This is a genomic window from Sphingobacterium sp. KH_072, from assembly GCF_057837975.1.
This window is the reverse complement of record NZ_CM174457.1, coordinates 687,272-708,649: the sequence shown is the minus strand read 5'-3', so window position 1 is coordinate 708,649 and position 21,378 is coordinate 687,272. Positions and strand designations below refer to the sequence as shown.

Genomic DNA, 21,378 nt, shown 5'->3' with positions numbered 1-21,378 from the left:
AAAAAATGGAAGTGATGCAACTCGCTTCCGAACTCGACGGTAACGTCGAACTCGCCATAAAGCATATCGCTATGCAACGGCGTGACAATGCAAATCAAACTACCTAACGGTAGTCAAGTAGGAATTAATCAAAATTTTAAGACAATGAAAAGAATGTTTTTAATGGCGCTTACGGCAATGATGTTTGCCGTTGCACCGTCCGCAAAGGCTCAATTTGTGGTTACCGACCCTGCAAATCTGGCATCGGGTATTCTAAACTCTGCGAACGAGATCATACAGACTTCTTCGACCGTGAGCAATGTGATCAAGAACTTCAAGGAGGTAGAAAAAGTCTATAAGCAAGGCAAGGAATACTACGATAAGCTACAGGCTGTAAACAATCTTGTGAAAGATGCCCGCAAGGTACAACAGACGGTACTCTTGGTAGGCGATGTTTCCGAAATGTATGTGCAGAATTTCGGCAAGATGATGAATGACCCCAATTTCTCCGCACAGGAACTGACGGCAATAGCAAACGGCTACTCGGCATTGCTCAACGAAAGCACCGAACTACTCAAAGAGCTGAAACAGATTATAACCTCTTCCAGCCTTTCGCTGAACGACAAAGAGCGTATGGATATTATCGACCGTGTGTACAAAGAGGTCAAAGAGTACCACAGCCTTGTCAGATATTACACGAATAAAAATATCTCCGTAAGTATCCTGAGAGCAAAGAAACAGAACAATACCAAACGAGTGCTTGACTTGTACGGAACTCCTAACCAAAAATATTGGTAATTATGGAATTTCAAAATCTGCACGAAGTCCTGCGCTCATTGTATGATGAAATGATGCCACTGTCCGCCGATATGGCGGCGGTGGCTAAAGGAGTAGCGGGCTTGGGAGCATTGTTCTATGTTGCCATAAAAGTATGGCAGGCATTGAGCAGAGCCGAACCCATTGATATGTACCCCTTGCTCCGTCCGTTCGCATTGGGTATCTGCATAATGTTCTTTCCAACTATTGTATTGGGAACTATCAACACGGTGTTAAGTCCGGTAGTACAGGGGACGCACGCCATACTCGAAAATCAGGTACTCGACCTCAATGATTTACAGGTTAAAAAAGATTTGCTGGAAAAGGAAGCGATGCTCCGCAATCCTGAAACGGCTTACCTCGTCAATAACGAGGAATTTGATAAGAAACTCGATGAATTAGGTTGGTCGCCCTCTGACTTGATGACGATGTCGGGAATGTATATGGATAGGTTCGCTTATCAAACCGAGCAAGCCATTAAGAATTGGTTTCGCAATCTGTTAGAAGTGCTGTTCCAAGCGGCTGCGTTGGTGGTCGATACGATACGAACATTCTTCCTGATAGTCCTGTCCATACTCGGACCGATTGCCTTTGCTATTTCCGTGTGGGACGGTTTTCAGTCCACGCTTACGCAATGGCTCATGGAGTTGCTACCTTTAGTGCGAGACAGATTTAATCAGTAATTTTAAATTTGATGATATGCATAGAAAATTTGATGATTCGTTTAAGATAATGGCTGTTGAGCTGAGTATTGTGAAAGGCTCAGTTTCGGAAGTGGCCAAGGAGCTGGATATCGATCCCAGTTTGCTCAGTAAATGGCGCAGGAACCCACGTTTCAATGGCAACAAAGTTCTTCCGGACAACCCCAAGATAAGCCCCCAGGAGCAGGAGTTGAGGGTTTTGCGCAAAAAACTAAAAGATGCGGAGCTAGAGCGCGACATCTTAAAAAAGGCCATCGCCATCTTCTCCAAGGGAGACGGTCCATATACCGGTTCATAGCAGCGAATCGAGAGGTATATTCCGTAGAGAAGATGTGCGATGTATTTAGTGTTAGCGCTAGTTGTTTTTACCGCTGGTTGGTTTCTCCAGAGTCCCCTGGTGAACAGCGGGTTAAAATACTTGTTGAGAAAATACAAAAAATACACAAGGAGAGTGATTGTATATATGGCAGCCCAAGAATAACAGCTGAACTGCATAAAGCTGGAGACCCGGTTTCCAGATCCTATGTAGCAAGGTTGATGAAGAAACATGGTATACGCAGTAAAGTGAAAAAGAAGTATAAGGTGACAACAGATTCCAGCCATGGCTATCGGATAGCTGAAAATCTCCTCCAAAGAGATTTTTCAGCGGATACCCTGTCGCAAAAGTGGGTCGGCGATATCACCTATATCCATACCAGCAAGGGCTGGCTTTATTTGACAACCGTTATTGATCTGGCGGACAGAAAAGTGATCGGGTGGTCTTTGAGCACCGATATGACAGCTGAAAACACCTCGGTAGCCGCCATGAACATGGCTGTTGGGAACAGAGCTCCCAAGAATGGACTGATCTTTCACTCCGACAGAGGGGTTCAGTATGCCTGTGACGAATTTAAATCGATACTCAGGGATAATAATATAACCCAGAGTATGAGTAGGAAGGCAAACTGTTGGGATAATGCGGTGGCTGAGAGCTTCTTCAAATCACTAAAAGCTGAAATGGTCTACCACAGAAGATTTATTGATCAGCAGTCCGCTAAATTAGAGGTATTCGGATATATTGAAGGCTTTTACAATACCAGAAGAACACATTCGGCATTAGGGTATAAAACACCTAAGCAAATGGAAGAAATGCTGCTGAACAAAGAAAAACTAGCAGCGTAAAAAAAGTCTCTCATTTTTAGTTGCAGTTCCATCACGAGGTATGTCAGCGTTTACCTGTGGTTGCCCGTAGCTGACCTGTTCAGCTCTATGCTCGCCAAAATCCAAGTTCTGATTATCGAAAAGGATATAGCAATGCTTGCCGACCCGACCTACATACCCGATACGGGCAATACGGTGTACATCATCTTTATGATTATCGGCATCGTGGGCTACTTCACGGTTCCGACCGTTACAGGCTGGGTAATTCAGGCAGGAGGTGCCGGAAACTTTACCCGAAATGTAAACCAAGCTGCTATGAAAGCCGGAAACGTGGCGAGTGCCGGAGCCGGTTCGGCTGCTGGAAACATCGGAGGTCAGCTACTCAAAAAATAATGTCAAACGAATAATCATTTAAAAATGGAATTTAAAACACTAAGAAATATCGAAAATAGCTTTAAGCAGATACGCCTGTATGCGATTGTGTTTGCTGTTCTCTGCACAGGAGTAGTAGGATTTGCCGTATGGAAATCCTATAGCTTTGCAGACGAGCAACGTCAAAAAATCTATGTATTGGACAATGGCAAATCCTTGATGCTTGCATTGTCGCAAGATGCAAGTATCAACCGACCTGTGGAAGCAAGGGAACACGTCAGACGTTTTCACGAGCTGTTCTTTACACTCGCACCCGATAAGAGGGCTATCGAAAGCAATATGAGCCGGGCATTTAATCTTGCCGATAAATCAGCCTTTGACTATTACAAAGATCTATCGGAAAAAGGGTATTACAGCCGCATTATATCGGGTAACGTGCAGCAACGCATCGAGGTGGATAGTGTCGTGTGCAATTTCGACAATTATCCCTATTCGGTGCGGACGTATGCAAAACAGTTTATCATCCGTTCGAGCAATGTGACCCGACGTAACCTGATCACTTCGGGCTACCTCGTAAACTCCGTTCGTTCCGATAACAATCCCCAGGGCTTTAACCTCGAAAAATTTGCCGTGGTAGAAAACAGGGATATCGAAGTTATCGAACGCTAAAAATTAAGGATATGAAACAGTTATATGATTTGGAAATGTTCGCAAAAACCCTGACGGATAAAGGCTATGACGGTTACTTCCACACGGAAGCTGCCTATGCAGATAAGTTGAAAGACAGTATCAATGGATTTTTGGAGGCTTGTGAGAAAGGTACCGACAAACCGATGCTGCCCAACATCTTATTGTTAAAGACTTACCTCCAATGGAATGGCGATGACAAGCCAAAAGTCGAATGCAACATGTGGGTAAAATACGAGAACGGCAGTTTCGATGTACAGGAAATGGATATTGAAAGAACAGACCGATACGGGCAGTTATTGAAGCAATCCAAACTGACCAACCTGACAACAGGTTCGGTTCCGACGGTAAAGGAAGCCATTGCCCAAGTATCCGAAAAACCTAAAGAACAGACGGTTTCCCGAAAACGAGGGTTCAGAATGTAATAACCCATAATCATTATGGAACTGCAACTAAAAATGAGAGACTTTTTTTACGCTGCTAGTTTTTCTTTGTTCAGCAGCATTTCTTCCATTTGCTTAGGTGTTTTATACCCTAATGCCGAATGTGTTCTTCTGGTATTGTAAAAGCCTTCAATATATCCGAATACCTCTAATTTAGCGGACTGCTGATCAATAAATCTTCTGTGGTAGACCATTTCAGCTTTTAGTGATTTGAAGAAGCTCTCAGCCACCGCATTATCCCAACAGTTTGCCTTCCTACTCATACTCTGGGTTATATTATTATCCCTGAGTATCGATTTAAATTCGTCACAGGCATACTGAACCCCTCTGTCGGAGTGAAAGATCAGTCCATTCTTGGGAGCTCTGTTCCCAACAGCCATGTTCATGGCGGCTACCGAGGTGTTTTCAGCTGTCATATCGGTGCTCAAAGACCACCCGATCACTTTTCTGTCCGCCAGATCAATAACGGTTGTCAAATAAAGCCAGCCCTTGCTGGTATGGATATAGGTGATATCGCCGACCCACTTTTGCGACAGGGTATCCGCTGAAAAATCTCTTTGGAGGAGATTTTCAGCTATCCGATAGCCATGGCTGGAATCTGTTGTCACCTTATACTTCTTTTTCACTTTACTGCGTATACCATGTTTCTTCATCAACCTTGCTACATAGGATCTGGAAACCGGGTCTCCAGCTTTATGCAGTTCAGCTGTTATTCTTGGGCTGCCATATATACAATCACTCTCCTTGTGTATTTTTTGTATTTTCTCAACAAGTATTTTAACCCGCTGTTCACCAGGGGACTCTGGAGAAACCAACCAGCGGTAAAAACAACTAGCGCTAACACTAAATACATCGCACATCTTCTCTACGGAATATACCTCTCGATTCGCTGCTATGAACCGGTATATGGACCGTCTCCCTTGGAGAAGATGGCGATGGCCTTTTTTAAGATGTCGCGCTCTAGCTCCGCATCTTTTAGTTTTTTGCGCAAAACCCTCAACTCCTGCTCCTGGGGGCTTATCTTGGGGTTGTCCGGAAGAACTTTGTTGCCATTGAAACGTGGGTTCCTGCGCCATTTACTGAGCAAACTGGGATCGATATCCAGCTCCTTGGCCACTTCCGAAACTGAGCCTTTCACAATACTCAGCTCAACAGCCATTATCTTAAACGAATCATCAAATTTTCTATGCATATCATCAAATTTAAAATTACTGATTAAATCTGTCTCGCACTAAAGGTAGCAACTCCATTAAAGCATGAAAAAGTTAAGAACAACTATGGACAGTTTTTTTGACAGGATGGACCAAAGGTGGCGGGCTTTGCCCACAGGCAAACAGCACCGATATACACTATACTTCTTTGTCGGCTATCTGCTATTGACCGCAGGGGTCGTTGCCAAAGTATGGTACGATACAGGAAAGTCAAAAAACGATATGCACATCGAGCATATCGAAAACCCTGTCCTCAAAAAAAACGAAAGCCCTACAAGATTGCAGGATACATTGACAACAATTTTAAAAAATCAGATTTATGAAAGAAAATGAGCATAAAAAGTCGGTTGTCCGGGTAACCGAAGGTAACCCGAACGAAACCGCCGATGTACTGCAAGACGGTACAGAGAACAAAACGGAAAAACTCAAAAAGCCATTGATTTTTGGTTTAATGGGTATTGTTTTCGTGGGCTGTATGTATTTGATTTTTAAGCCATCCGAAGACAAAAAGGAAATCGAAAACGTTGGTTTGAACGATGCTGTTCCCGAAGCTACCGGAGCCGGAATGCCTGAAAACAAAGGCAAAGCGTATGAATTGGAAATGCTGGAACGCAAAGAACAGGAAAAGCGTAACGCTTTGGCAACACTTTCAGATTACTGGAACACGGAAGAACCGACAGACGAATTTCCCGAAGAAGAGGAAAGCTATGGTTATGGTGGTTCTCGTAATTCTGGACAATATGGTGACAATCCTGCCGTAAACAGCTACCGCAATATGCAAAGTACATTGGGGTCATTTTATCAGGATGATAACTCGGAAACGCTGGAACTCCGCAGACAGTTGGACGAGCTAAAAGAACAATTGGCGGAACAAAATGTACCCAAGCCTGTAACGGTTGATGACCAACTTGCCCTAATGGAGAAGTCCTACGAAATGGCCGCAAAGTATCTTCCTGCGGGTACGACTGTAAATACTGCAGAACAACCTGTAACTGCAAACGGTACGACAACAGGAGCTAATCAAAAAGAGTATTTCGTGGCATTTACTTCAGCAAGAAAAAACACGGTATCTGCCTTATATGGAGATTTCGCTGAAACTGACCACCCGATTTCGGTTTAAACTGACCACCTATTCCGCTTGAAATTGACCACCCGATTTCGGGGGAAATTGACCAGTTCGAATAATGCGTGAATGCTATAGCGGCCAGCCTACTTTTGATGGATATATAATCCATCGAAATGGCCAATTCCACTATAAGCATGAGCAAGATCAGACAGATACTCAGAATGTATTCCCAAGGGCGTAGCAAGCTTTCCATCGCTACCCATACTGGTGTTTCCCGTAATACGGTCAAAGTTTATTTAAGGGCCTTCAGTTCCAGCGGCTGTAGTTTTGAGCAGATTGATTCACTTAACGATAAGGAACTGGATGATTTCTTTGGCAAGAGCCGTGAACAAGCTCCCAATAACCGGTTAATATCGCTTCAACGTTGTTTTCCCCGCATTGACCGTGAACTAAAGCGGACCGGGGTTAGTCGTATGATGCTATGGGAGGCCTATATGAAGGAGTTTCCGGATGGCTTCCAATATACCCAGTTCTGTTTCTACTACAACCAGTGGAAGAACAGGGTGAACCCCGTGATGCACTTGGACCATAAAGCGGGCGATAAACTTTTTATCGATTTTGCGGGACAGAAACTCGCCATCGTAGACAAGAATACGGGCGAGGTAACCCAGGTGGAGGTCTTCGTTGCCATCTTGGCCGCCAGCCAGCTCACCTATGTTGAAGCGGTCATGAGCCAACAGAAAGAGGACTTTATCTCGGCCTGCGAGAACACGCTCCATTATCTTGGCGGTGTTCCGGCAGCCATCGTACCTGATAACCTCAGGGCAGCGGTTACCAAGAGCAACCGCTACGAGCCTACCCTAAACGATACCTTTGCCGATTTCGCAGACCACTATGGAACAACGATCCTGCCGGCCAGGGCATACCGCCCAAGGGATAAGGCACTGGTGGAGGGAGCGGTAAAGATAGCCTATAGCCGCATCTATGCCCCGTTGAACAAAAAGGTATTCCATTCGCTGTCCGAGCTCAATTCGGCCATACTGGAGGCGCTGGAATCCCATAACACACAACTTTTGAAAGGTCGCAACTACAGCAGGAGGCTGCAGTTCGAAGAGATCGAAAAAGAGGCACTGAATCCTCTTCCGGTACTGCGCTATGCCTTCAAAAAGCAGCACTATGCCACCGTTATGAAGAACGGGCACGTGAACCTAGGAGTGGACAAACATTATTACAGCGTACCATTCCGCTTTATCGGTAAAAAGGTCAAGATAATGTACAGCAGCTCAAATGTGGAGGTATTCTATCATTATGAACGCATCGCCATGCACAAGCGGATGAAAAGCCCCTACAACTATACCACCGACAGGGAGCATATGGCCACCACCCATAGGTTCGTTACTGATTGGACACCAGAGCGTTTTCTGGAATGGGCCACCAGCATCCATGACGACGTGAGGCTCTATATCTTAAAGGTACTGGAGCGCAAGCAACATCCAGAGCAGGCCTACAGATCATGCGTGGGTATCCTTGGCTTTGCCAAAAAAGCCGGCAACGAACGTTTGATCAATGCCTGTAGAAGGGCGCTGGGCTTTGGTATCTACTCCTATAAGACCATACAGATGATATTGGAGAAGAATATGGACCAGTACCCCGAAAGCCTCTTTGCCGATGAACTCCCTATGCCCAGCCATGACAATATCCGTGGCGAAGACTATTACCAATAACCCTTAAAATAGATAAAAAATGAACACGAGCACACTTGACAAATTACAGAAACTGAAGTTCTACGGCATGTTCCATGCCTTTAAGAGCAGCATCGAAACCGGACAGACCGACCAGTACACCTCCGATGAGCTATTGGCGCACCTTATCGATTCCGAATGGGATTACCGCCAGAACCGGCGGATCGAACGCCAGATACTGTATGCCAGATTCCGTTATAAAGCTTCCATAGAGGAGCTCCACTACCATGTGGATCGGAGCATTGATAGAAACCAGGTGATGAGGTTGGCAGACTGTACTTTTATCGACAGGTTTGAAAACCTGCTCATTACCGGAAGTACGGGGATCGGAAAAAGCTACCTCGCCTCGGCAATCGGACATCAGGCATGTATGCTGGGCTACAGGGTATTATATGCCAGTACGCCAAAGCTTTTTGCCAAACTGAAAATGGCCAAGGCCGATGGCTCCTATATCAAAGAGGTTGCAAAAATTGAAAAACAGCAGCTATTGATCCTAGATGATTTCGGCATACAGCCCTTCGATGCCCAGAGCAGGGCGGCTTTGATGGAGATCATCGAGGATCGCCATTCAAAGACCTCACTTATCATTACCTCACAGCTGCCGGTAAGCAAATGGCATGAAGTGATCGGTGAAAAAACCATTGCTGACGCAATATTGGATAGGATTGTTCATGATGCACACCGTATTGAACTCAAGGGAGAATCAATGCGAAAGAAAAGGATGCCTGTGCAAGAAAATAGCTTCCAATAAAACACAACTTTTAAATCACTACTTTTGTTAACGCCTCTATAGCATTTGCAACGTTCGTTCGCCAGCGAATTAGGTGGTCAATTTGCCACGGAATTACATGGTCAGTTTCTCCGAAATCTACATACAATCCTGTTTCGCTTTCAAAAAAACGCTGTCTGCCTAAATTGGCGGTCGTGATAATATCGTCATCCCACAACCTTACGGAAAGTCCTGCGTGTCCTAAAGCTATCAGACTTTCATTTATCTCTAACAAGGCGGTCAATACTTTTGAGCCAGTGCCACCTGCCCCGATAAGGTTTACCGTTATCGGATTGGTCGGGTTTAACAGGTAGTTATCTGTAAAATGTACTTTTGTTTTTTCGGTATTCATCTGAGTAGGTTTTTAAGGATTTTATTGTTCTTTTTTAAAGCTTCTTTCGGAAAGGGTTTGCCCGTATTAACAAGGTCTTTCCATAGGTTTACAATGTTTTGGCGTGTCAGATTTGCAACCAATGAATGGCTGAAATAGGAATTGAAAAAATAATGTTCCCACGCCTGTATAAATTCCTCGACCGAAGCCGAATTTTTAATATCTATGCTTACCGATCCCATACATACGTTGCCCTTTTCGTAGATGTTGAAAAATGGGGCGTAATGCAATGGCGTTTTTTCGGTGGGTCGCCTGTCGCTTGCCAAAGCGAATACGGTAAGACTGCTTTTGTTAGCTATCCAAAGCATTGCAGGTACTTGTGCCTTTCCGTTGGTTATGCCCAGACCGTCCACAAAATACAGTTGCCTTTGCTGTGCTTTTGTGTACCATAGCACCGTGCCTTTATCGTTACTCGGGTTGATATGCAGAACATTTGTCGGCAAAATTCCCTTTGGCTTTAAAAAAGCTTGGCTCTTTTCTTCATCGGTCTGTAAAGACTTCGCCAAAACATTGGCTTCCTTTACGCTCAAGGGATGGGCGTTGATAGGGTTGCCGCCCCTGTCCATATCGAAATGCTCTACATACATTGATTTTTCTGTTCCTTTGGCTTCGTAAAAAACCAAAGCGGATTTTGGGTGGTATAATGTCCCGAAATCTTCGGTTATATCTGTTGCATCGTTCATTTTTCTACTGTTTTATAGTTGTGCAATAGTGTACATAGGTCATCCAATAACACAAAAAGACGATTTTCAAAATCAAGATTGTTTGTGGTTATTTCAATTCCGTCAAATTGTTTGGTAATGGTCGGTTCTTCTATCGCTCCGTACTCGTTAAATTCGTTGTTGATACTGTCCGAAAGACTTTCATATAGCCAACCTTTGGTATCAGCGATAAAGGAAATATACTTTTGCATTCCTATGACCTCATTTTCGTAATCATCGTCATAAGGGTCTTGCTCGGGAATGGGTGCGTTTCTGAAAACGGATGCTGTAGGGTATTCCGTATAGAGGTCAAACGCATTACAGGCTATCTGCCAACATTCCCTGTCGAATGTGTCACGGCTTTTAAAAAGGTTTAAACGCTGTTCAAATACCGTTAAATTGATACGGTTGAATAGCCTTTGTTCTACGCTGTCGCCAATATATTCAGCAATCGAAAATTCACGTTTGTAGGTTTCCATTTCTTCTGTTTCATCGTCCTGTTCTACCCAATCTTTGTGCATCTCATATAGCCAATACAGATAGCTTTCTTCTTGCCTGTAATACGGAATATCCGCAATGTGGTACAGATAACTGTAAACCGAAATAAGTAATTGGGCATTCTTCTTATGCTTCGGGTCGTGAAGCATTTTAAAGAGTGGAACAATGGGGATATAATACAGGGTCGTACCTGTATCATACTTTTCCTCACTCACAAAAAAGGTTTTCTGACTGTCCTGTATCAGTTTTAAACTATCCCAATTTGCAACGGTTCGTTTCAATTGGTTATCCATATCCCACATAGCCAATACCATATTGTAGGGATAGCTGTAATCCTGTCGGGTCTGCATCGGTTCAATGCTGTAATGCCTGGCAAGTTTGGAAAGGGACTGATAAAAATCCCTTTCCGTTTTCTGACAAACCTGTACGGATTGTGCCGTTTTCAGTTTCGGCAGAAACGTACACTTTAGAAAACCATTGGTAGCATTGCTATCGGTACGGATTTCCCTTTGTCTTCCCGAACTTCGTTTGCATCTTTTGGTCTTTGCATCCAGTCTGCGAACTCGCCCAACTGTCGGTGTAATTGCCGTTGCCTTTTCTGTTCGGGTATGCTGATTGTTCCCAATATTTTGTTGCGTTGCATAATTCATTGCTTTTAAATTTTGGTTTAACCTTTCGTACTCATTACGCTTTCAAACCTGTACTCGACTGCATCGTCTTTTATCTTGGGTGCCGATACCTTTGCAGTCGTCAGTATCGGATACAAATTGGCGTAATAATTCATCACGGCTTCCACGCTCCAACGTGGTTCGGGGTCAGTCAATGGAATATCCTGTCCTTTATCTTTGAGTATGAAAACTCTCGGTAATACTGTTGCTAATAACATAATGTTCGTTTTTAATTGTTAATATTCTACTTCTTCGTTTGTTGTATTTATTGGGCAATAGGTAGCAACCTCCTCCGTTTTTGGTGGTTCGGGTTGCTCCTCCGTTACTCCACCAAAAAGGCTCGGTGTCCCGAACTTGTCGGACAATGACGTTTTGCGTTTGCGTATCTCGTCCGCTTTTTCGGGAAACTCCGTAATGTCGGGTACTTTCATCCACGCTTCACGGAACTTGCCCTCTTTCTCCAACTCGTCCACCTTTGCCATACCGTCTTTGTACTTCTTGTCTTTGGTTTCTTTTTCCTTTTTGGCTTTCTCGGTTTTCTGCTTCTCCATTTCGGATTGCAGTTTGACGGTTTCCATTTGCTTCATAAAGGCTTCCATATCCACCATTAAACCCGATATGGCTTTAATTGGTGCGTTTATCTGCTCAAAAAATCCCTCGTCAAACTCCTGCGGAGTGGCGTTAAAAATCAATGGGGGAATGAGGTTTTTCGCACTATCTCCGCATTGCTCATTGTTGAGCAATACTGTTACGATTAGTTTGTTTTCTATCCCCTTAGAAATGTTCAGTTGCAATATTCCTGTAAAATCCAACTGCTGTACTTGATTGAAAAAATTTGTGTTCATTACTGTGAGTTTTAATGTGTTGTTACTTGTTCTTTGATGGCTGTAAGTTTCTCGTACATATCCGCCCAATAGGCTTTTTGCCTCTTGTCGAACTCGGAAAAACGCTCGTCCTCGTGGCGGTATTCTTTGTACCGCCCTGCTATTTTTATGGCTTCCTTTAAATCCGTTACTTCGATTTGGCAACCGTTTAAATCTGTTACGTACATCATTAATCGTCTTTTAGGATTACCATCGTGTTATGATTAAAGGCATAGTCAAACGCACCGTTTGATACCCTATGCCTTCTTCGCAGTTCCACGCCCTCATCATCCCAACCAAAATCGGGAAGACCGTTTACCCTTGCCACAAGCTGTGCATTGGTCAAGTGCTTAAATCGCTCCCTGCAAAACTTTTCAAGGTCTGTTTCTTTGGTAATTCTATCTGTTGTTTCCATCTTTGATTGCTTTAAGTGTTAATGACTGATTTCTGCTATTTGGTCAATCCTGCCATAGATTATACTCCGTAGGCTCGTTTTGTCGGGTGCGCTGTATTCCTGCCAACTGTCGTACTGCTTCACTACATAGGTTTTTAGAATATCATCAAACCCAAACCGATAACCCATTAGGGGAACTGCCCTGTTAAAAAAGGCGTTTCGGTTTACCGCTTCCGCAATCCAATTTTTCTCGGCTCGGCTTAGCTTCTCGCCCTTGTTCAGTTTTTCCCTTAGCTGATAGACCTTTGAGGTTTTCAGCGTTTCCAATTCGGGTACTTCGTGGCTGACAAATTTTATCGCTATGGCGTTCGTTTCCATTGTAACTGCTTTTGAATGTTATGCGTTAATCTTCGGTGGCATAAACCCCATTTACATAGTAGCCGTATAATTTTTCCCAAAGGCGTACTAAACCGTTCGTGTCTATATAGAAATGCTCTGTACGATTGCAGTAAATGATAAATACGCTTTCGCCTTTGTGCTTCTTTTCAAGGCTCTTGGCTCTCGCCAAATTTTTGGCTTCCTCTATTGTTATCGCTTTCATAAAACTTATTTTTAACAGGCTACCACCGATTGTGGCGGTAGCCTGTGATTATCTAATTGAGGTTTAGGATTTCCGCACCGTCTTTCGCAAAGGCTGTACATAGGTCAAATGCTTTTTGTCCTTTCATTTGAGCCGTTCCACCCAATACAATACTCTGTAACTTGGCTTCGTCATCCCTGTAATTGCGTACATTTTGGAAGTAGCCTGTAACAGCATTGTATGCTCCGAACAATGTGCCTTTTGTCGTGTCCATTTGTTGCGTATCACTCGTCATTGCATAGGCAAACGCATCGTTCACGGTATTTTTAAACATTGTTGATATTTCGTCTTCAGCACCTTTTTTGATGAGCTCAAGGGTTTCTTTGTTCGGGCATAGTGCCAATTGGATTAGCTTTCTGACCTCTTGGTCTGTTGCCCTTATCGTTGTCCAGTCATTGAAAATACCCTGTAGCTGGTCGCTCAATGTGTTGGCTAACCCCATTATCCTGTGTGCATTCTCGATACGCTGTTTTGCTCCCGATGTGTGCTTGATACGGACTACATTGGTCATATTCCGCAATGAAGCGTTAAGGGTGTTTTGGCAAACGATACGGATAGGCGTAAACGCTGCGGTAATACTTCCGCTTCCGTCGTGGCTTGTGGTAAGGAAGATGTATTTTTCCGTTACATCATCGCCATTGCCGACACGGATATAGTCGGGCAATTTGGCTGTGATAAAAATGCGTTCGCCTTTGCCCAATGCCCCTGCGGTTTCGTACAGAATACCCTCGCCACCGCCTACAATGGCATCAAAGAAATTGAATGCTTCACGGTTCTGTACGATATGGTAATCTTTACCAACTACGCCCAATACGGCATTGTTATCGGTGCGTATGTTGGCGAAATAGTTGGGTACTTCCAATTCGCTACTGCCTATCTCGATACCTCCTGCGGTTTCGATAATGCCCGAACCTTTGGTAAACAGTGGGGATTTTATGACTTCGTAATCCAGTCCTGCGTGTCTGATTGCTTCCTCGCTTGTGGGGTACTGCTCCACGATTTGCCCCAAACCGTGCCACGCTTTTTGCTGTACGGTAAAGAAACTGTACTTTCCTGTTCTCTCGTTGAAATTGATATTATGTGCCATAATGCTTAAAATTTTGATGTTTGAAAAATGATTGAATATTCGTTGTTAAAATGGGAGGTCGTCCTCGGTTGATATTCCTGCAATACTGTTGTTTTCTACTTTTGCAGTAGGCTGTACGGTTTCGGCTCTCTTGCTACCTCCGTGCAATTTGATTTGTGAGGTATGGAAATTAAGTCCTGCCCTTGGTTCTCCGTCTTTGTTTACCCACGCTCTCGGGCTTACACGCCCTGTGAGTTCTACCAAAGTTCCTTTGGTCAGTAGCCTTGCCACATTTGGAGTTATCCAATAGGCACAATCGAAGTAGGTGGTTTGCTCTACCCGTTCGCCCTGTTTGTTACGGTAGCCGTCGTTTACCGCTACTGAAAAGTTTACTACCTGTTTTTCGTTCGACAATGTGCGTACTTCCGCATTTCTTGTCAGTCTGCCTGTGATGTTCATTTTTGCTAATTTTTAGTGATTGATATTTGATTTAATTTTTCTGATTTATTCGGTAATGAGAGGAGGTGCTGTTTCGTTTCATTACCATTTTCAATGCTTATAATTTTCATAACTGACATTTTTTTTATTCGTCCAAAGAGCCGGAGTATGCTATGTTTCGTTTCACGAGCATAAAAGGTTCGTGTTTAGCCGACACAAGGTTTTGAAAAATAAATACTACCCAACGGGTGGAGATTTTTTTTTCAAACTTGCTTGACCTTTTGGCGGTGTTAAGAACACGGAAATACCTTTGCTCTTGAAATGGGACAATAGTGCATACAGGCTTCTTTGAATAAAAGAAATGTGGAAGCCGAGAAAATTGCATTAGAAAATGGTCTGTTTTGAATTGAAATAATACTTCCAATTCGTCGGATTGATAAATGTTTTCTTAAGGTGTGGTTCTCAAAACCACAGAACAGGGATTTTAAAAATATCTGAAAATGGGAATAGCGGAGAGGTTTTTTTTAAAAATTTCTGTTTCAGAAATAGCCGGAAAGCTCTTTTACTGCGAGGATATTGCTATGGGAGGTAAATGTGCTTTGGCTGCAAAAAGTACGGGCAAAAAAAAAGCAGGATCGTCAAATCCTGCTTGCTATCATTTATTTTTTAATATTTTAATCCCTAACTCCCATCAACACCATCCATTAGTTTCCGGATATCTTCATACCGATAATACATCAATCCACCGATTTTCGTGAAGGGTAACGTTCCGTTTAGCCGAAGGTTTTGGAGTGTCCCCGCTGAAATCCCCAATAATTCTCGGATCTCGTAACTCTTGAGCCATTCCCGAGGCTCCTTTTCGGTTTTTCTCGGATGTGGTCTATTTCTCCTGATTTCTTCAAGAAGTTCCTTTTTAAAGCTATCTAAGTCTTCTTTAGTGATAAGTTCTACTTTCATTTGCGCTGCTTTTTAATGTTTCTAAATTCTCTCCTCTAGAACAGAATTGATTTATGGTCTTTTCTGTCTTTACGGATACAAATGAACCAAAAGTATCTACGAATTTGATCAACATGGCAGTCAGTGGTTGCATTTGGCGTCCAAAGGCACTCATATAGTATTGCATCCATTAAAATTACAACCTTACCTCGTTTCATTTCAATAATGACCTAGAAGTATCTATTCCTGGGAAGCCATTCTAACCTCTAACTTGTGCATATCCTCACTTAGCTTATGTTCCAACACCTTAGCATAAATTTGGGTGGTACGTATAGATGTATGGCCAAGCATTTTACTCACCGATTCAATTGGCACACCATTGCTTAATGTCACCGTTGTAGCAAAAGTATGCCTTGCGAGATGGAACGTTAAATTTTTATTGATGCCGCAAATTTCTGCGATCTCTTTTAAATAACCGTTCATTCGCTGGTTGGATATGACAGGGAAGATCGTTCCATTCGCCTCAGCTACCGGATGCCCTCTGTACTTCTTAAGAAGATCTGAAGCCTCGGGCAGCAAAGGAACTCGAACCGTTGTATCGGTCTTTTGTCTTTTTGTCGTCAACCAATCTTTTCCGTCGATTCCTTTTGAAATATTTTCAGGGGTCAGGTTAAAAATGTCGATGTAAGCAAGACCTGTATAGCAACTAAAAATGAACATGTCCGACACGGATTGCAGACGCTCTATTGAAAAGGATTTATTAAGCAAAACAGTTAGCTCCTCTTTTGACAAATGGCCTCTTTCTACCTTTTCAAACCGAAGTTTGTATTTGGCAAATGGATCCCTAACCAGCCAATCCATCGTAACAGCCAAATTGACCATCTTCCGCAAACGTTCCATATGTTTCATCACCCCATTATTATTTATGGGCTTATGATGATCTTTAGGTTTGTAGTCATTAAGGAAGTTTTCAAAATCCAAAATGAACCGATAGTTCAGTTCATCCAACGGTATGTCTTTTTTTCCATATTTTTGTTTTATAAATTTTTGAATATAGGTTTCGGTGGTATAATAATTTTTCATGGTACCGGGGGCAAGCTTACTTACTGCCACTTGTTTATGGTATTCCACTAGCTTTAGAAGAGTCATTGTTTCCTCTATGTCCTCGCCTAGGTAGACAGATTTAACCGCTTCAATGGTAACGGTTTTATTTTGCTGCACCAACTGGTGATAACAATCGAAAATAAGGGAGCGTACCTGCTCCATGTGGCTGTTCAGCTTTACGATTTCTTGGCGTTTTCCTTTTGCTCTTCCTTTTACTTCGTCCCAATTGTTGATCGATACTTTGCTTTTTAAGGAAATTTCAGTTCTACGGCCGTTTACTGTAATCCTTGCATAAACAGTGGCCATTTCATCTTTCTTGTTCTTGGGCAACCGTAACACGAATTGAATCCCAAAAGTGTTTTTACTCTTCATATCCATTTATTTTATGTTCAACTGATACACTTTAGTGCAGTTCTCTCAATCCAACTATTGGATATGATGCAGTAAAGAAGTCAAACAATAATAAATAGCATCAAAATAAATGTTGTAAATAAATGATTTACAGTTATTTATAAGCTATCCGGTGAGTAAATATAAAACTTAAAAAGACTCACCGTTTAACTCACATTTAGATTGATATTTATTGGGGTTTCCTGATATAATATAAAACAAAAAACCCTCAAATTCATAGAATTTGAGGGTTTTTGACCTTACTTAGTGTAAGTGTTGTCGGGGTGGCAGGATTCGAACCTACGACCTCCTGCTCCCAAAGCAGGCGCGATACCGGGCTACGCTACACCCCGAAAACGAATCTTTCTTCGTTTGTGTGGCACAAAGATACAACCATTTTCATTCTTGTCAATACCTAACACAAAAGAATCTACTAATTCACTGATTTAATGGCTATTATTTTTTCAGCCCACTAAATCATGGCTATCTGATCTCATTTGTACACATATGTATCCTATGAATAGGAAACATCCTTATACATTTTCAAAATTAATTTCAAAATGTAAGAAATTGTCCGTAATATTGCATTCCGATTTTCACAGGACAAAATCGTAATATAATTACTCGAAATCATGGATTTAGTAAAATTTGTAGAAGAACAAGCGGTAGCGAAAAATGACATCCCCGCTTTCAAAGCCGGAGATACCATTAGCGTTCATTATAAAATCCGCGAAGGAAATAAAGAGCGTGTACAGGTGTACCAAGGCGTCGTTATTCAATTGAACAGCGAAGGTGCTAACGCAACATTCACAGTACGTAAGATATCTAACAGTATTGGTGTAGAGCGTATTTTCCCTATAAACTCGCCTAACATCGACAAAATTGTTGTAAACAGCTACGGTAAAGTGCGTAGAGCCAAATTGTTCTACTTACGTGGACTTACTGGTAAAGCGGCTCGTATCAAATCAAGACGTGTATAATTAATTGTATCTTTTACCTGTCTTTGGGCAGGACTGCTACAATATGCGAATATATTCAAAAGGCTGATTTCTACCGGAATCAGCCTTTTTTTCATGGCACTTACTAGTAGTTACTACCTTTAGTTATTACCTTCTGTTAGGCGAACGATTTCCCCCGTCTTTACCGACTCATCGCACGCCATTGCAATGCGCAAGCTATTGAAGGCATCTTGCATCTCTCTGGTCAAGTCTAAGTTCTCTTGTATAGCGCGCAAAAAGTATTGCTGCTCGCGGTTACACAATTCTTGATGATCTGGCTCATCTTGTAAATCGATGTACTCATCTTCGTGTAGAAATTTATTCTCAGAATTGATCGCTGCGTGATGTACGCGAATCGATTCGGTTTTGGTATGTGCATCTATGGAATGTGATTTCCCCGTAGCAGATGCTTCTTTGGCTACGATAGACACACTGCCTTTGGGTCCAAACACGTCTTTCACGAAGAAAGCCGTCTCGCTAATCATTGGCCCCCAACCCGCTTCGTACCAACCTACGCTACCATCATCAAATCGGATCTGTAATTGTCCGTAGTTGTAATTATCTGGCGAAACGTCATCCGTCAATCGTGCACCAATAGCAGATACTTGCAGCGGCTTAGCATCAGTCATCTGACACATGACATCAATATAATGCACCCCACAGTCCACAATCGGACTGATAGTTTTCATTAAGTTACGATGCACATCCCACATGTAGCCTTGGCTTTGCTGATTTAAATTCATCCGCATCACCAGCGGCGTACCCATTCCGCGTGCTTGCGAAATAAACTGAATCCACGAAGGATGATAACGTAATATATAACCAATCACGAGCTTCTTATCGGCTTTGATTGCCGCATCCATCACGCGCTGTGCACCAGTAATGGTGTCTGCCATGGGTTTCTCCAAAAATACGTGTGCGCCTGCTTCGAATGCTGCAATGGCAAAGGGCTCGTGTGTATCCGGATAAGTAGAGATACACACCGCATCGGGCTTCGTTTCGGACAATGCCCAATAATAATCACCAAATAGCGGATAATCCGCTCCCAAGCTAGCATTCAATGCTTCTTTACTCTGACCTTTGGATACTAACCCGACAATCTCAAAGTCGTCCATGTGGTGATAAGCATGCGCATGAGAAGCTCCCATATTGCCACAGCCCACCACTAACACTCTCAATTTAGATTTCATAGTATATGTTTGTTCAAAAATTCGACCAATTGGATACAAAAAAAGCTACTTTGCTAGTTCTAGCCCTGCCAGGCTGTCTAACAAAGTAGCTCCGATATTTTTCCTAAAGCAATTGCTTAGATATCTATTCGCGCGTAGCGCGCGTTCTTCTCAATAAATTCACGTCGAGGGGCTACTTCATCACCCATTAGCATAGAGAATACACGATCACACTCTGCCGCATTATCGATTGTAACTTGGCGTAGTGTTCTCAATTCGGGATTCATCGTTGTTTCCCAAAGTTGCTCTGCATTCATCTCACCAAGACCTTTGTAGCGTTGTACATGCACGCTATCTTCACGACCTCCGCCCTTCAAACGCTGAATTGCGGCAAGACGTTGCTCTTCGGTCCAGGCATACTCGCCTTCTTTTCCTTTTTTCACTAAATATAAAGGCGGCGTGGCGATGTAAATATATCCTTGCTCGACCAACTCACGCATATAGCGGAAATAGAACGTAAGGATCAAGGTAGCGATGTGGCTACCATCGACGTCCGCATCCGTCATGATAATAATCTTGTGGTAACGCAGTTTGGCTGTATTCAACGCTTTCGGATCATCTTCTGTTCCGATACTCACACCCAAGGCGGTAAACATATTCTTGATCTCTTCGTTTTCGTAGATCTTATGTTCCATGGCTTTCTCTACGTTCAAGATCTTACCACGCAATGGCATGATGGCTTGGAATTTACGATCACGACCTTGTTTGGCAGTTCCACCCGCCGAGTCTCCCTCAACGAAAAAGATCTCACAAAGTGCTGGATCGCTGCTCGAACAATCGGCCAACTTACCGGGAAGGCCAGATCCGCTCATCACGGTTTTGCGCTGCACCAACTCGCGCGCTTTACGCGCTGCTGCACGAGCCTGCGCTGCGATAACGACTTTTTGCACAATCGTTCTAGCTTCTTTTGGATTCTCCTCTAGGTAAGTATTCAAGATTTCGCCAACGGCCATATCTACCGCACCCATTACCTCGTTGTTTCCTAATTTGGTCTTGGTTTGTCCCTCAAATTGAGGTTCAGCCACCTTCACGGAGATCACGGCCGACAAACCTTCGCGAAAGTCATCTCCAGTGATTTCTACTTTTAGGTTTTTCAATAACCCAGACTCATCCGCGTACTTTTTCAAGGTACGGGTCAGTCCACGACGGAATCCCGCCACGTGAGAACCCCCTTCTACTGTGTTGATATTATTTACATAGGAATGTACATTCTCCGAAAAGGTATCATTGTATTGTAGCGCCAGCTCGACCGGGATACCTTGCTTGATTCCTTCTATGTGAATAGGTTCTGGAATCAAAGGCTGCCGTGTACCATCTAGGTATTTCACAAACTCACTCAATCCACCTTCGGACAGAAAAACATCCTGACGGAATGAGCCATCTTCTATTGTTTCCCGCTCATCAACAAGGCTCAATTCGATGCCTTTATTCAAAAAAGACAATTCGCGAAGCCGATTGGCTAGCGTATCGTAATTATAGACGGTCGTCATCGTAAAGATTTCAGCATCTGGCTGGAAGGTAACCGTTGTACCTGTCAAATCACTCTCACCAATTTCTTTTACCTCAAATTGAGGTTTACCTTGCCGATATTCTTGCACAAACACTTTACCGTCGCGCTGAATCTCTGCGCGTAAATGGATAGATAGGGCGTTCACACAGGATACACCTACACCGTGTAATCCACCGGATACTTTGTACGTGTCTTTATCAAATTTACCACCGGCATGCAGTACAGTCATTACAAGCTCTAATGCAGAACGATTTTCTTTCTTATTTATACCGGTTGGGATACCGCGGCCGTTATCACGTACGGATATAGAATTGTTTTCATGAATAGTAACATGAATATTAGTACAATATCCAGCTACTGCCTCATCAATAGAGTTATCTACAACCTCATAAACCAAGTGGTGCAAACCTTTAACTCCGGTATCACCGATATACATGGATGGACGCTTACGTACCGCTTCCAACCCTTCCAACACCTGGATATTATCTGCCGAATACGTAGACACATTTTTATTTTCTTCGCTCATGAAATATAGTTAAAGACTTCTTGAAATTATCTATCAAAAATACAAAAAATCAGCCATATTTGCAAGGCAAAAACACGTCTCCCAAGGCGGTTTTCGGCAT

At 43.0% G+C, this 21,378-nt stretch carries 27 protein-coding genes, 1 tRNA gene and 2 pseudogenes; 12 read left to right on the top strand and 18 right to left on the bottom strand.

Going from position 1 to position 21,378, the window contains the following annotated elements; all coding sequences use genetic code 11:
* The first annotated feature begins 144 nt into the window (after window positions 1-144).
* The 7 genes and pseudogenes from AC3IRT_RS03400 (at window position 145) to AC3IRT_RS03370 (ending at window position 4,120) form a co-directional block, all read left to right on the top strand.
* Window positions 145-777 carry a DUF4141 domain-containing protein gene (locus tag AC3IRT_RS03400; RefSeq protein WP_115170694.1) on the top strand — a complete coding sequence of 211 codons (633 nt, stop codon included), beginning with the start codon at window positions 145-147 and terminating at the stop codon, window positions 775-777.
* Window positions 778-779: 2 nt separating this feature from the next.
* A complete protein-coding gene (gene traJ / locus AC3IRT_RS03395) occupies window positions 780-1,478 on the top strand; it encodes a conjugative transposon protein TraJ (protein ID WP_489395112.1) in 699 nt (232 codons plus the stop codon).
* Window positions 1,479-1,494: 16 nt separating this feature from the next.
* A pseudogene (locus tag AC3IRT_RS03390) lies at window positions 1,495-1,698 on the top strand (transposase); the annotation flags it as partial.
* On the top strand, window positions 1,611-2,657 hold the full coding sequence (locus AC3IRT_RS03385) for an IS3 family transposase (protein ID WP_489395111.1): 1,047 nt from the start codon (window positions 1,611-1,613) through the stop codon (window positions 2,655-2,657). The pseudogene AC3IRT_RS03390 and the gene AC3IRT_RS03385, both read left to right, overlap by 88 nt.
* Window positions 2,658-2,669: 12 nt before the next feature.
* Window positions 2,670-3,029 carry a TraJ family protein gene (locus tag AC3IRT_RS03380; protein ID WP_489396095.1) on the top strand — a complete coding sequence of 120 codons (360 nt, stop codon included), beginning with the start codon at window positions 2,670-2,672 and terminating at the stop codon, window positions 3,027-3,029.
* 24 nt (window positions 3,030-3,053) lie between these two features.
* The gene (traK, locus tag AC3IRT_RS03375) at window positions 3,054-3,677 is read left to right on the top strand and encodes a conjugative transposon protein TraK (RefSeq protein WP_115170692.1); all 624 of its coding nucleotides are present in this window, start codon (window positions 3,054-3,056) and stop codon (window positions 3,675-3,677) included.
* Between the two features lie 11 nt (window positions 3,678-3,688).
* Window positions 3,689-4,120, top strand: coding sequence for a hypothetical protein (locus AC3IRT_RS03370; protein WP_115170691.1), 432 nt, complete (start codon window positions 3,689-3,691; stop codon window positions 4,118-4,120).
* 47 nt (window positions 4,121-4,167) lie between these two features.
* Here AC3IRT_RS03370 and AC3IRT_RS03365 read toward each other — a convergent pair whose 3' ends face one another.
* The gene (locus AC3IRT_RS03365; protein ID WP_489395111.1) at window positions 4,168-5,214 is read right to left on the bottom strand and encodes an IS3 family transposase; all 1,047 of its coding nucleotides are present in this window, start codon (window positions 5,212-5,214) and stop codon (window positions 4,168-4,170) included.
* Window positions 5,127-5,330: pseudogene (locus AC3IRT_RS03360) on the bottom strand (transposase); the annotation flags it as partial. The gene AC3IRT_RS03365 and the pseudogene AC3IRT_RS03360, both read right to left, overlap by 88 nt.
* Window positions 5,331-5,394: 64 nt before the next feature.
* Here AC3IRT_RS03360 and AC3IRT_RS03355 point away from each other — a divergent pair.
* The 4 genes from AC3IRT_RS03355 to istB all read left to right on the top strand — a co-directional run bounded on the left by AC3IRT_RS03355 (window position 5,395) and on the right by istB (window position 8,908).
* Complete coding sequence (locus AC3IRT_RS03355; RefSeq protein ID WP_148917749.1) at window positions 5,395-5,682, top strand: nitrogen regulatory IIA protein; 288 nt, start codon at window positions 5,395-5,397, stop codon at window positions 5,680-5,682.
* Complete coding sequence (locus AC3IRT_RS03350; protein WP_489395110.1) at window positions 5,669-6,469, top strand: hypothetical protein; 801 nt, start codon at window positions 5,669-5,671, stop codon at window positions 6,467-6,469. Before AC3IRT_RS03355 ends, AC3IRT_RS03350 begins: the two co-directional genes overlap by 14 nt.
* Before the next feature lie 140 nt (window positions 6,470-6,609).
* Window positions 6,610-8,139 carry an IS21 family transposase gene (gene istA / locus AC3IRT_RS03345; protein WP_489393026.1) on the top strand — a complete coding sequence of 510 codons (1,530 nt, stop codon included), beginning with the start codon at window positions 6,610-6,612 and terminating at the stop codon, window positions 8,137-8,139.
* 19 nt (window positions 8,140-8,158) lie between these two features.
* Window positions 8,159-8,908 (top strand): IS21-like element helper ATPase IstB, encoded by a 750-nt coding sequence (gene istB, locus AC3IRT_RS03340; RefSeq protein WP_489393027.1) that lies wholly within the window; start codon window positions 8,159-8,161, stop codon window positions 8,906-8,908.
* A gap of 10 nt (window positions 8,909-8,918) precedes the next feature.
* On the opposite strand, the gene AC3IRT_RS03335 is transcribed toward istB, so the two are convergent.
* The 14 genes from AC3IRT_RS03335 to AC3IRT_RS03270 all read right to left on the bottom strand — a co-directional run bounded on the left by AC3IRT_RS03335 (window position 8,919) and on the right by AC3IRT_RS03270 (window position 17,368).
* Window positions 8,919-9,278 (bottom strand): hypothetical protein, encoded by a 360-nt coding sequence (locus tag AC3IRT_RS03335; RefSeq protein ID WP_489395109.1) that lies wholly within the window; start codon window positions 9,276-9,278, stop codon window positions 8,919-8,921.
* A complete protein-coding gene (locus tag AC3IRT_RS03330; protein WP_115170675.1) occupies window positions 9,275-10,000 on the bottom strand; it encodes a PRTRC system protein B in 726 nt (241 codons plus the stop codon). Before AC3IRT_RS03330 ends, AC3IRT_RS03335 begins: the two co-directional genes overlap by 4 nt.
* A complete protein-coding gene (locus AC3IRT_RS03325; protein WP_115170674.1) occupies window positions 9,997-11,166 on the bottom strand; it encodes a hypothetical protein in 1,170 nt (389 codons plus the stop codon). The genes AC3IRT_RS03330 and AC3IRT_RS03325 overlap by 4 nt, the downstream gene beginning before the upstream one ends.
* A 17-nt stretch (window positions 11,167-11,183) precedes the next feature.
* A complete protein-coding gene (locus tag AC3IRT_RS03320) occupies window positions 11,184-11,402 on the bottom strand; it encodes a PRTRC system protein C (RefSeq protein ID WP_489395108.1) in 219 nt (72 codons plus the stop codon).
* 18 nt (window positions 11,403-11,420) lie between these two features.
* Complete coding sequence (locus AC3IRT_RS03315) at window positions 11,421-12,029, bottom strand: PRTRC system protein E (protein ID WP_091100998.1); 609 nt, start codon at window positions 12,027-12,029, stop codon at window positions 11,421-11,423.
* A gap of 11 nt (window positions 12,030-12,040) precedes the next feature.
* Entirely contained in the window at window positions 12,041-12,238 is a 198-nt protein-coding gene (locus AC3IRT_RS03310) for a hypothetical protein (protein WP_002993148.1), read from the bottom strand.
* Entirely contained in the window at window positions 12,238-12,462 is a 225-nt protein-coding gene (locus tag AC3IRT_RS03305) for a hypothetical protein (RefSeq protein WP_002993146.1), read from the bottom strand. The genes AC3IRT_RS03310 and AC3IRT_RS03305 overlap by 1 nt, the downstream gene beginning before the upstream one ends.
* 18 nt (window positions 12,463-12,480) lie before the next feature.
* The gene (locus AC3IRT_RS03300; protein ID WP_091101001.1) at window positions 12,481-12,819 is read right to left on the bottom strand and encodes a molybdenum ABC transporter ATP-binding protein; all 339 of its coding nucleotides are present in this window, start codon (window positions 12,817-12,819) and stop codon (window positions 12,481-12,483) included.
* Window positions 12,820-12,844: 25 nt separating this feature from the next.
* Window positions 12,845-13,042: a DNA-binding protein gene (locus AC3IRT_RS03295; protein WP_115170672.1), complete on the bottom strand. Its 198-nt coding sequence runs from the start codon at window positions 13,040-13,042 to the stop codon at window positions 12,845-12,847.
* Window positions 13,043-13,094: 52 nt separating this feature from the next.
* Window positions 13,095-14,168 (bottom strand): DUF932 domain-containing protein, encoded by a 1,074-nt coding sequence (locus tag AC3IRT_RS03290; RefSeq protein WP_091101007.1) that lies wholly within the window; start codon window positions 14,166-14,168, stop codon window positions 13,095-13,097.
* A 45-nt stretch (window positions 14,169-14,213) separates the two neighbouring features.
* Entirely contained in the window at window positions 14,214-14,606 is a 393-nt protein-coding gene (locus AC3IRT_RS03285; protein WP_115170671.1) for a single-stranded DNA-binding protein, read from the bottom strand.
* 660 nt (window positions 14,607-15,266) lie between these two features.
* Complete coding sequence (locus AC3IRT_RS03280) at window positions 15,267-15,542, bottom strand: helix-turn-helix domain-containing protein (RefSeq protein WP_115170670.1); 276 nt, start codon at window positions 15,540-15,542, stop codon at window positions 15,267-15,269.
* 219 nt (window positions 15,543-15,761) lie between these two features.
* Entirely contained in the window at window positions 15,762-16,997 is a 1,236-nt protein-coding gene (locus tag AC3IRT_RS03275; protein ID WP_489395107.1) for a site-specific integrase, read from the bottom strand.
* Window positions 16,998-17,294: 297 nt separating this feature from the next.
* Window positions 17,295-17,368, bottom strand: a tRNA-Pro gene (locus AC3IRT_RS03270).
* Between the two features lie 279 nt (window positions 17,369-17,647).
* Between AC3IRT_RS03270 and rplS the strand changes: the two genes are divergently transcribed.
* On the top strand, window positions 17,648-17,995 hold the full coding sequence (rplS, locus tag AC3IRT_RS03265) for a 50S ribosomal protein L19 (RefSeq protein WP_489395106.1): 348 nt from the start codon (window positions 17,648-17,650) through the stop codon (window positions 17,993-17,995).
* 119 nt (window positions 17,996-18,114) lie between these two features.
* On the opposite strand, the gene AC3IRT_RS03260 is transcribed toward rplS, so the two are convergent.
* Window positions 18,115-19,203, bottom strand: a complete 1,089-nt coding sequence (locus tag AC3IRT_RS03260; RefSeq protein WP_489395105.1) for a Gfo/Idh/MocA family protein — start codon at window positions 19,201-19,203, stop codon at window positions 18,115-18,117.
* Between the two features lie 116 nt (window positions 19,204-19,319).
* A complete protein-coding gene (gyrB, locus tag AC3IRT_RS03255) occupies window positions 19,320-21,278 on the bottom strand; it encodes a DNA topoisomerase (ATP-hydrolyzing) subunit B (RefSeq protein ID WP_489395104.1) in 1,959 nt (652 codons plus the stop codon).
* Window positions 21,279-21,378 lie beyond the last annotated feature (100 nt).

What these genes read in the sequence shown, in the direction of transcription:
- AC3IRT_RS03295 (WP_115170672.1), bottom strand. Translation starts at nt 13,042, where the DNA reads ATGAAAGCGATAACAATAGAGGAAGCCAAAAATTTGGCGAGAGCCAAG.
- AC3IRT_RS03280 (WP_115170670.1), bottom strand. Translation starts at nt 15,542, where the DNA reads ATGAAAGTAGAACTTATCACTAAAGAAGACTTAGATAGCTTTAAAAAG.
- traJ (WP_489395112.1), top strand. Translation starts at nt 780, where the DNA reads ATGGAATTTCAAAATCTGCACGAAGTCCTGCGCTCATTGTATGATGAA.
- AC3IRT_RS03320 (WP_489395108.1), bottom strand. Translation starts at nt 11,402, where the DNA reads ATGTTATTAGCAACAGTATTACCGAGAGTTTTCATACTCAAAGATAAA.
- AC3IRT_RS03350 (WP_489395110.1), top strand. Translation starts at nt 5,669, where the DNA reads ATGAAAGAAAATGAGCATAAAAAGTCGGTTGTCCGGGTAACCGAAGGT.
- AC3IRT_RS03400 (WP_115170694.1), top strand. Translation starts at nt 145, where the DNA reads ATGAAAAGAATGTTTTTAATGGCGCTTACGGCAATGATGTTTGCCGTT.
- AC3IRT_RS03335 (WP_489395109.1), bottom strand. Translation starts at nt 9,278, where the DNA reads ATGAATACCGAAAAAACAAAAGTACATTTTACAGATAACTACCTGTTA.
- AC3IRT_RS03285 (WP_115170671.1), bottom strand. Translation starts at nt 14,606, where the DNA reads ATGAACATCACAGGCAGACTGACAAGAAATGCGGAAGTACGCACATTG.
- gyrB (WP_489395104.1), bottom strand. Translation starts at nt 21,278, where the DNA reads ATGAGCGAAGAAAATAAAAATGTGTCTACGTATTCGGCAGATAATATC.
- AC3IRT_RS03300 (WP_091101001.1), bottom strand. Translation starts at nt 12,819, where the DNA reads ATGGAAACGAACGCCATAGCGATAAAATTTGTCAGCCACGAAGTACCC.
- istB (WP_489393027.1), top strand. Translation starts at nt 8,159, where the DNA reads ATGAACACGAGCACACTTGACAAATTACAGAAACTGAAGTTCTACGGC.
- istA (WP_489393026.1), top strand. Translation starts at nt 6,610, where the DNA reads ATGAGCAAGATCAGACAGATACTCAGAATGTATTCCCAAGGGCGTAGC.
- traK (WP_115170692.1), top strand. Translation starts at nt 3,054, where the DNA reads ATGGAATTTAAAACACTAAGAAATATCGAAAATAGCTTTAAGCAGATA.
- AC3IRT_RS03355 (WP_148917749.1), top strand. Translation starts at nt 5,395, where the DNA reads ATGAAAAAGTTAAGAACAACTATGGACAGTTTTTTTGACAGGATGGAC.
- AC3IRT_RS03365 (WP_489395111.1), bottom strand. Translation starts at nt 5,214, where the DNA reads ATGGCGCAGGAACCCACGTTTCAATGGCAACAAAGTTCTTCCGGACAA.
- rplS (WP_489395106.1), top strand. Translation starts at nt 17,648, where the DNA reads ATGGATTTAGTAAAATTTGTAGAAGAACAAGCGGTAGCGAAAAATGAC.
- AC3IRT_RS03370 (WP_115170691.1), top strand. Translation starts at nt 3,689, where the DNA reads ATGAAACAGTTATATGATTTGGAAATGTTCGCAAAAACCCTGACGGAT.
- AC3IRT_RS03330 (WP_115170675.1), bottom strand. Translation starts at nt 10,000, where the DNA reads ATGAACGATGCAACAGATATAACCGAAGATTTCGGGACATTATACCAC.
- AC3IRT_RS03290 (WP_091101007.1), bottom strand. Translation starts at nt 14,168, where the DNA reads ATGGCACATAATATCAATTTCAACGAGAGAACAGGAAAGTACAGTTTC.
- AC3IRT_RS03275 (WP_489395107.1), bottom strand. Translation starts at nt 16,997, where the DNA reads ATGAAGAGTAAAAACACTTTTGGGATTCAATTCGTGTTACGGTTGCCC.
- AC3IRT_RS03305 (WP_002993146.1), bottom strand. Translation starts at nt 12,462, where the DNA reads ATGGAAACAACAGATAGAATTACCAAAGAAACAGACCTTGAAAAGTTT.
- AC3IRT_RS03310 (WP_002993148.1), bottom strand. Translation starts at nt 12,238, where the DNA reads ATGATGTACGTAACAGATTTAAACGGTTGCCAAATCGAAGTAACGGAT.
- AC3IRT_RS03260 (WP_489395105.1), bottom strand. Translation starts at nt 19,203, where the DNA reads ATGAAATCTAAATTGAGAGTGTTAGTGGTGGGCTGTGGCAATATGGGA.
- AC3IRT_RS03315 (WP_091100998.1), bottom strand. Translation starts at nt 12,029, where the DNA reads ATGAACACAAATTTTTTCAATCAAGTACAGCAGTTGGATTTTACAGGA.
- AC3IRT_RS03385 (WP_489395111.1), top strand. Translation starts at nt 1,611, where the DNA reads ATGGCGCAGGAACCCACGTTTCAATGGCAACAAAGTTCTTCCGGACAA.
- AC3IRT_RS03325 (WP_115170674.1), bottom strand. Translation starts at nt 11,166, where the DNA reads ATGAATTATGCAACGCAACAAAATATTGGGAACAATCAGCATACCCGA.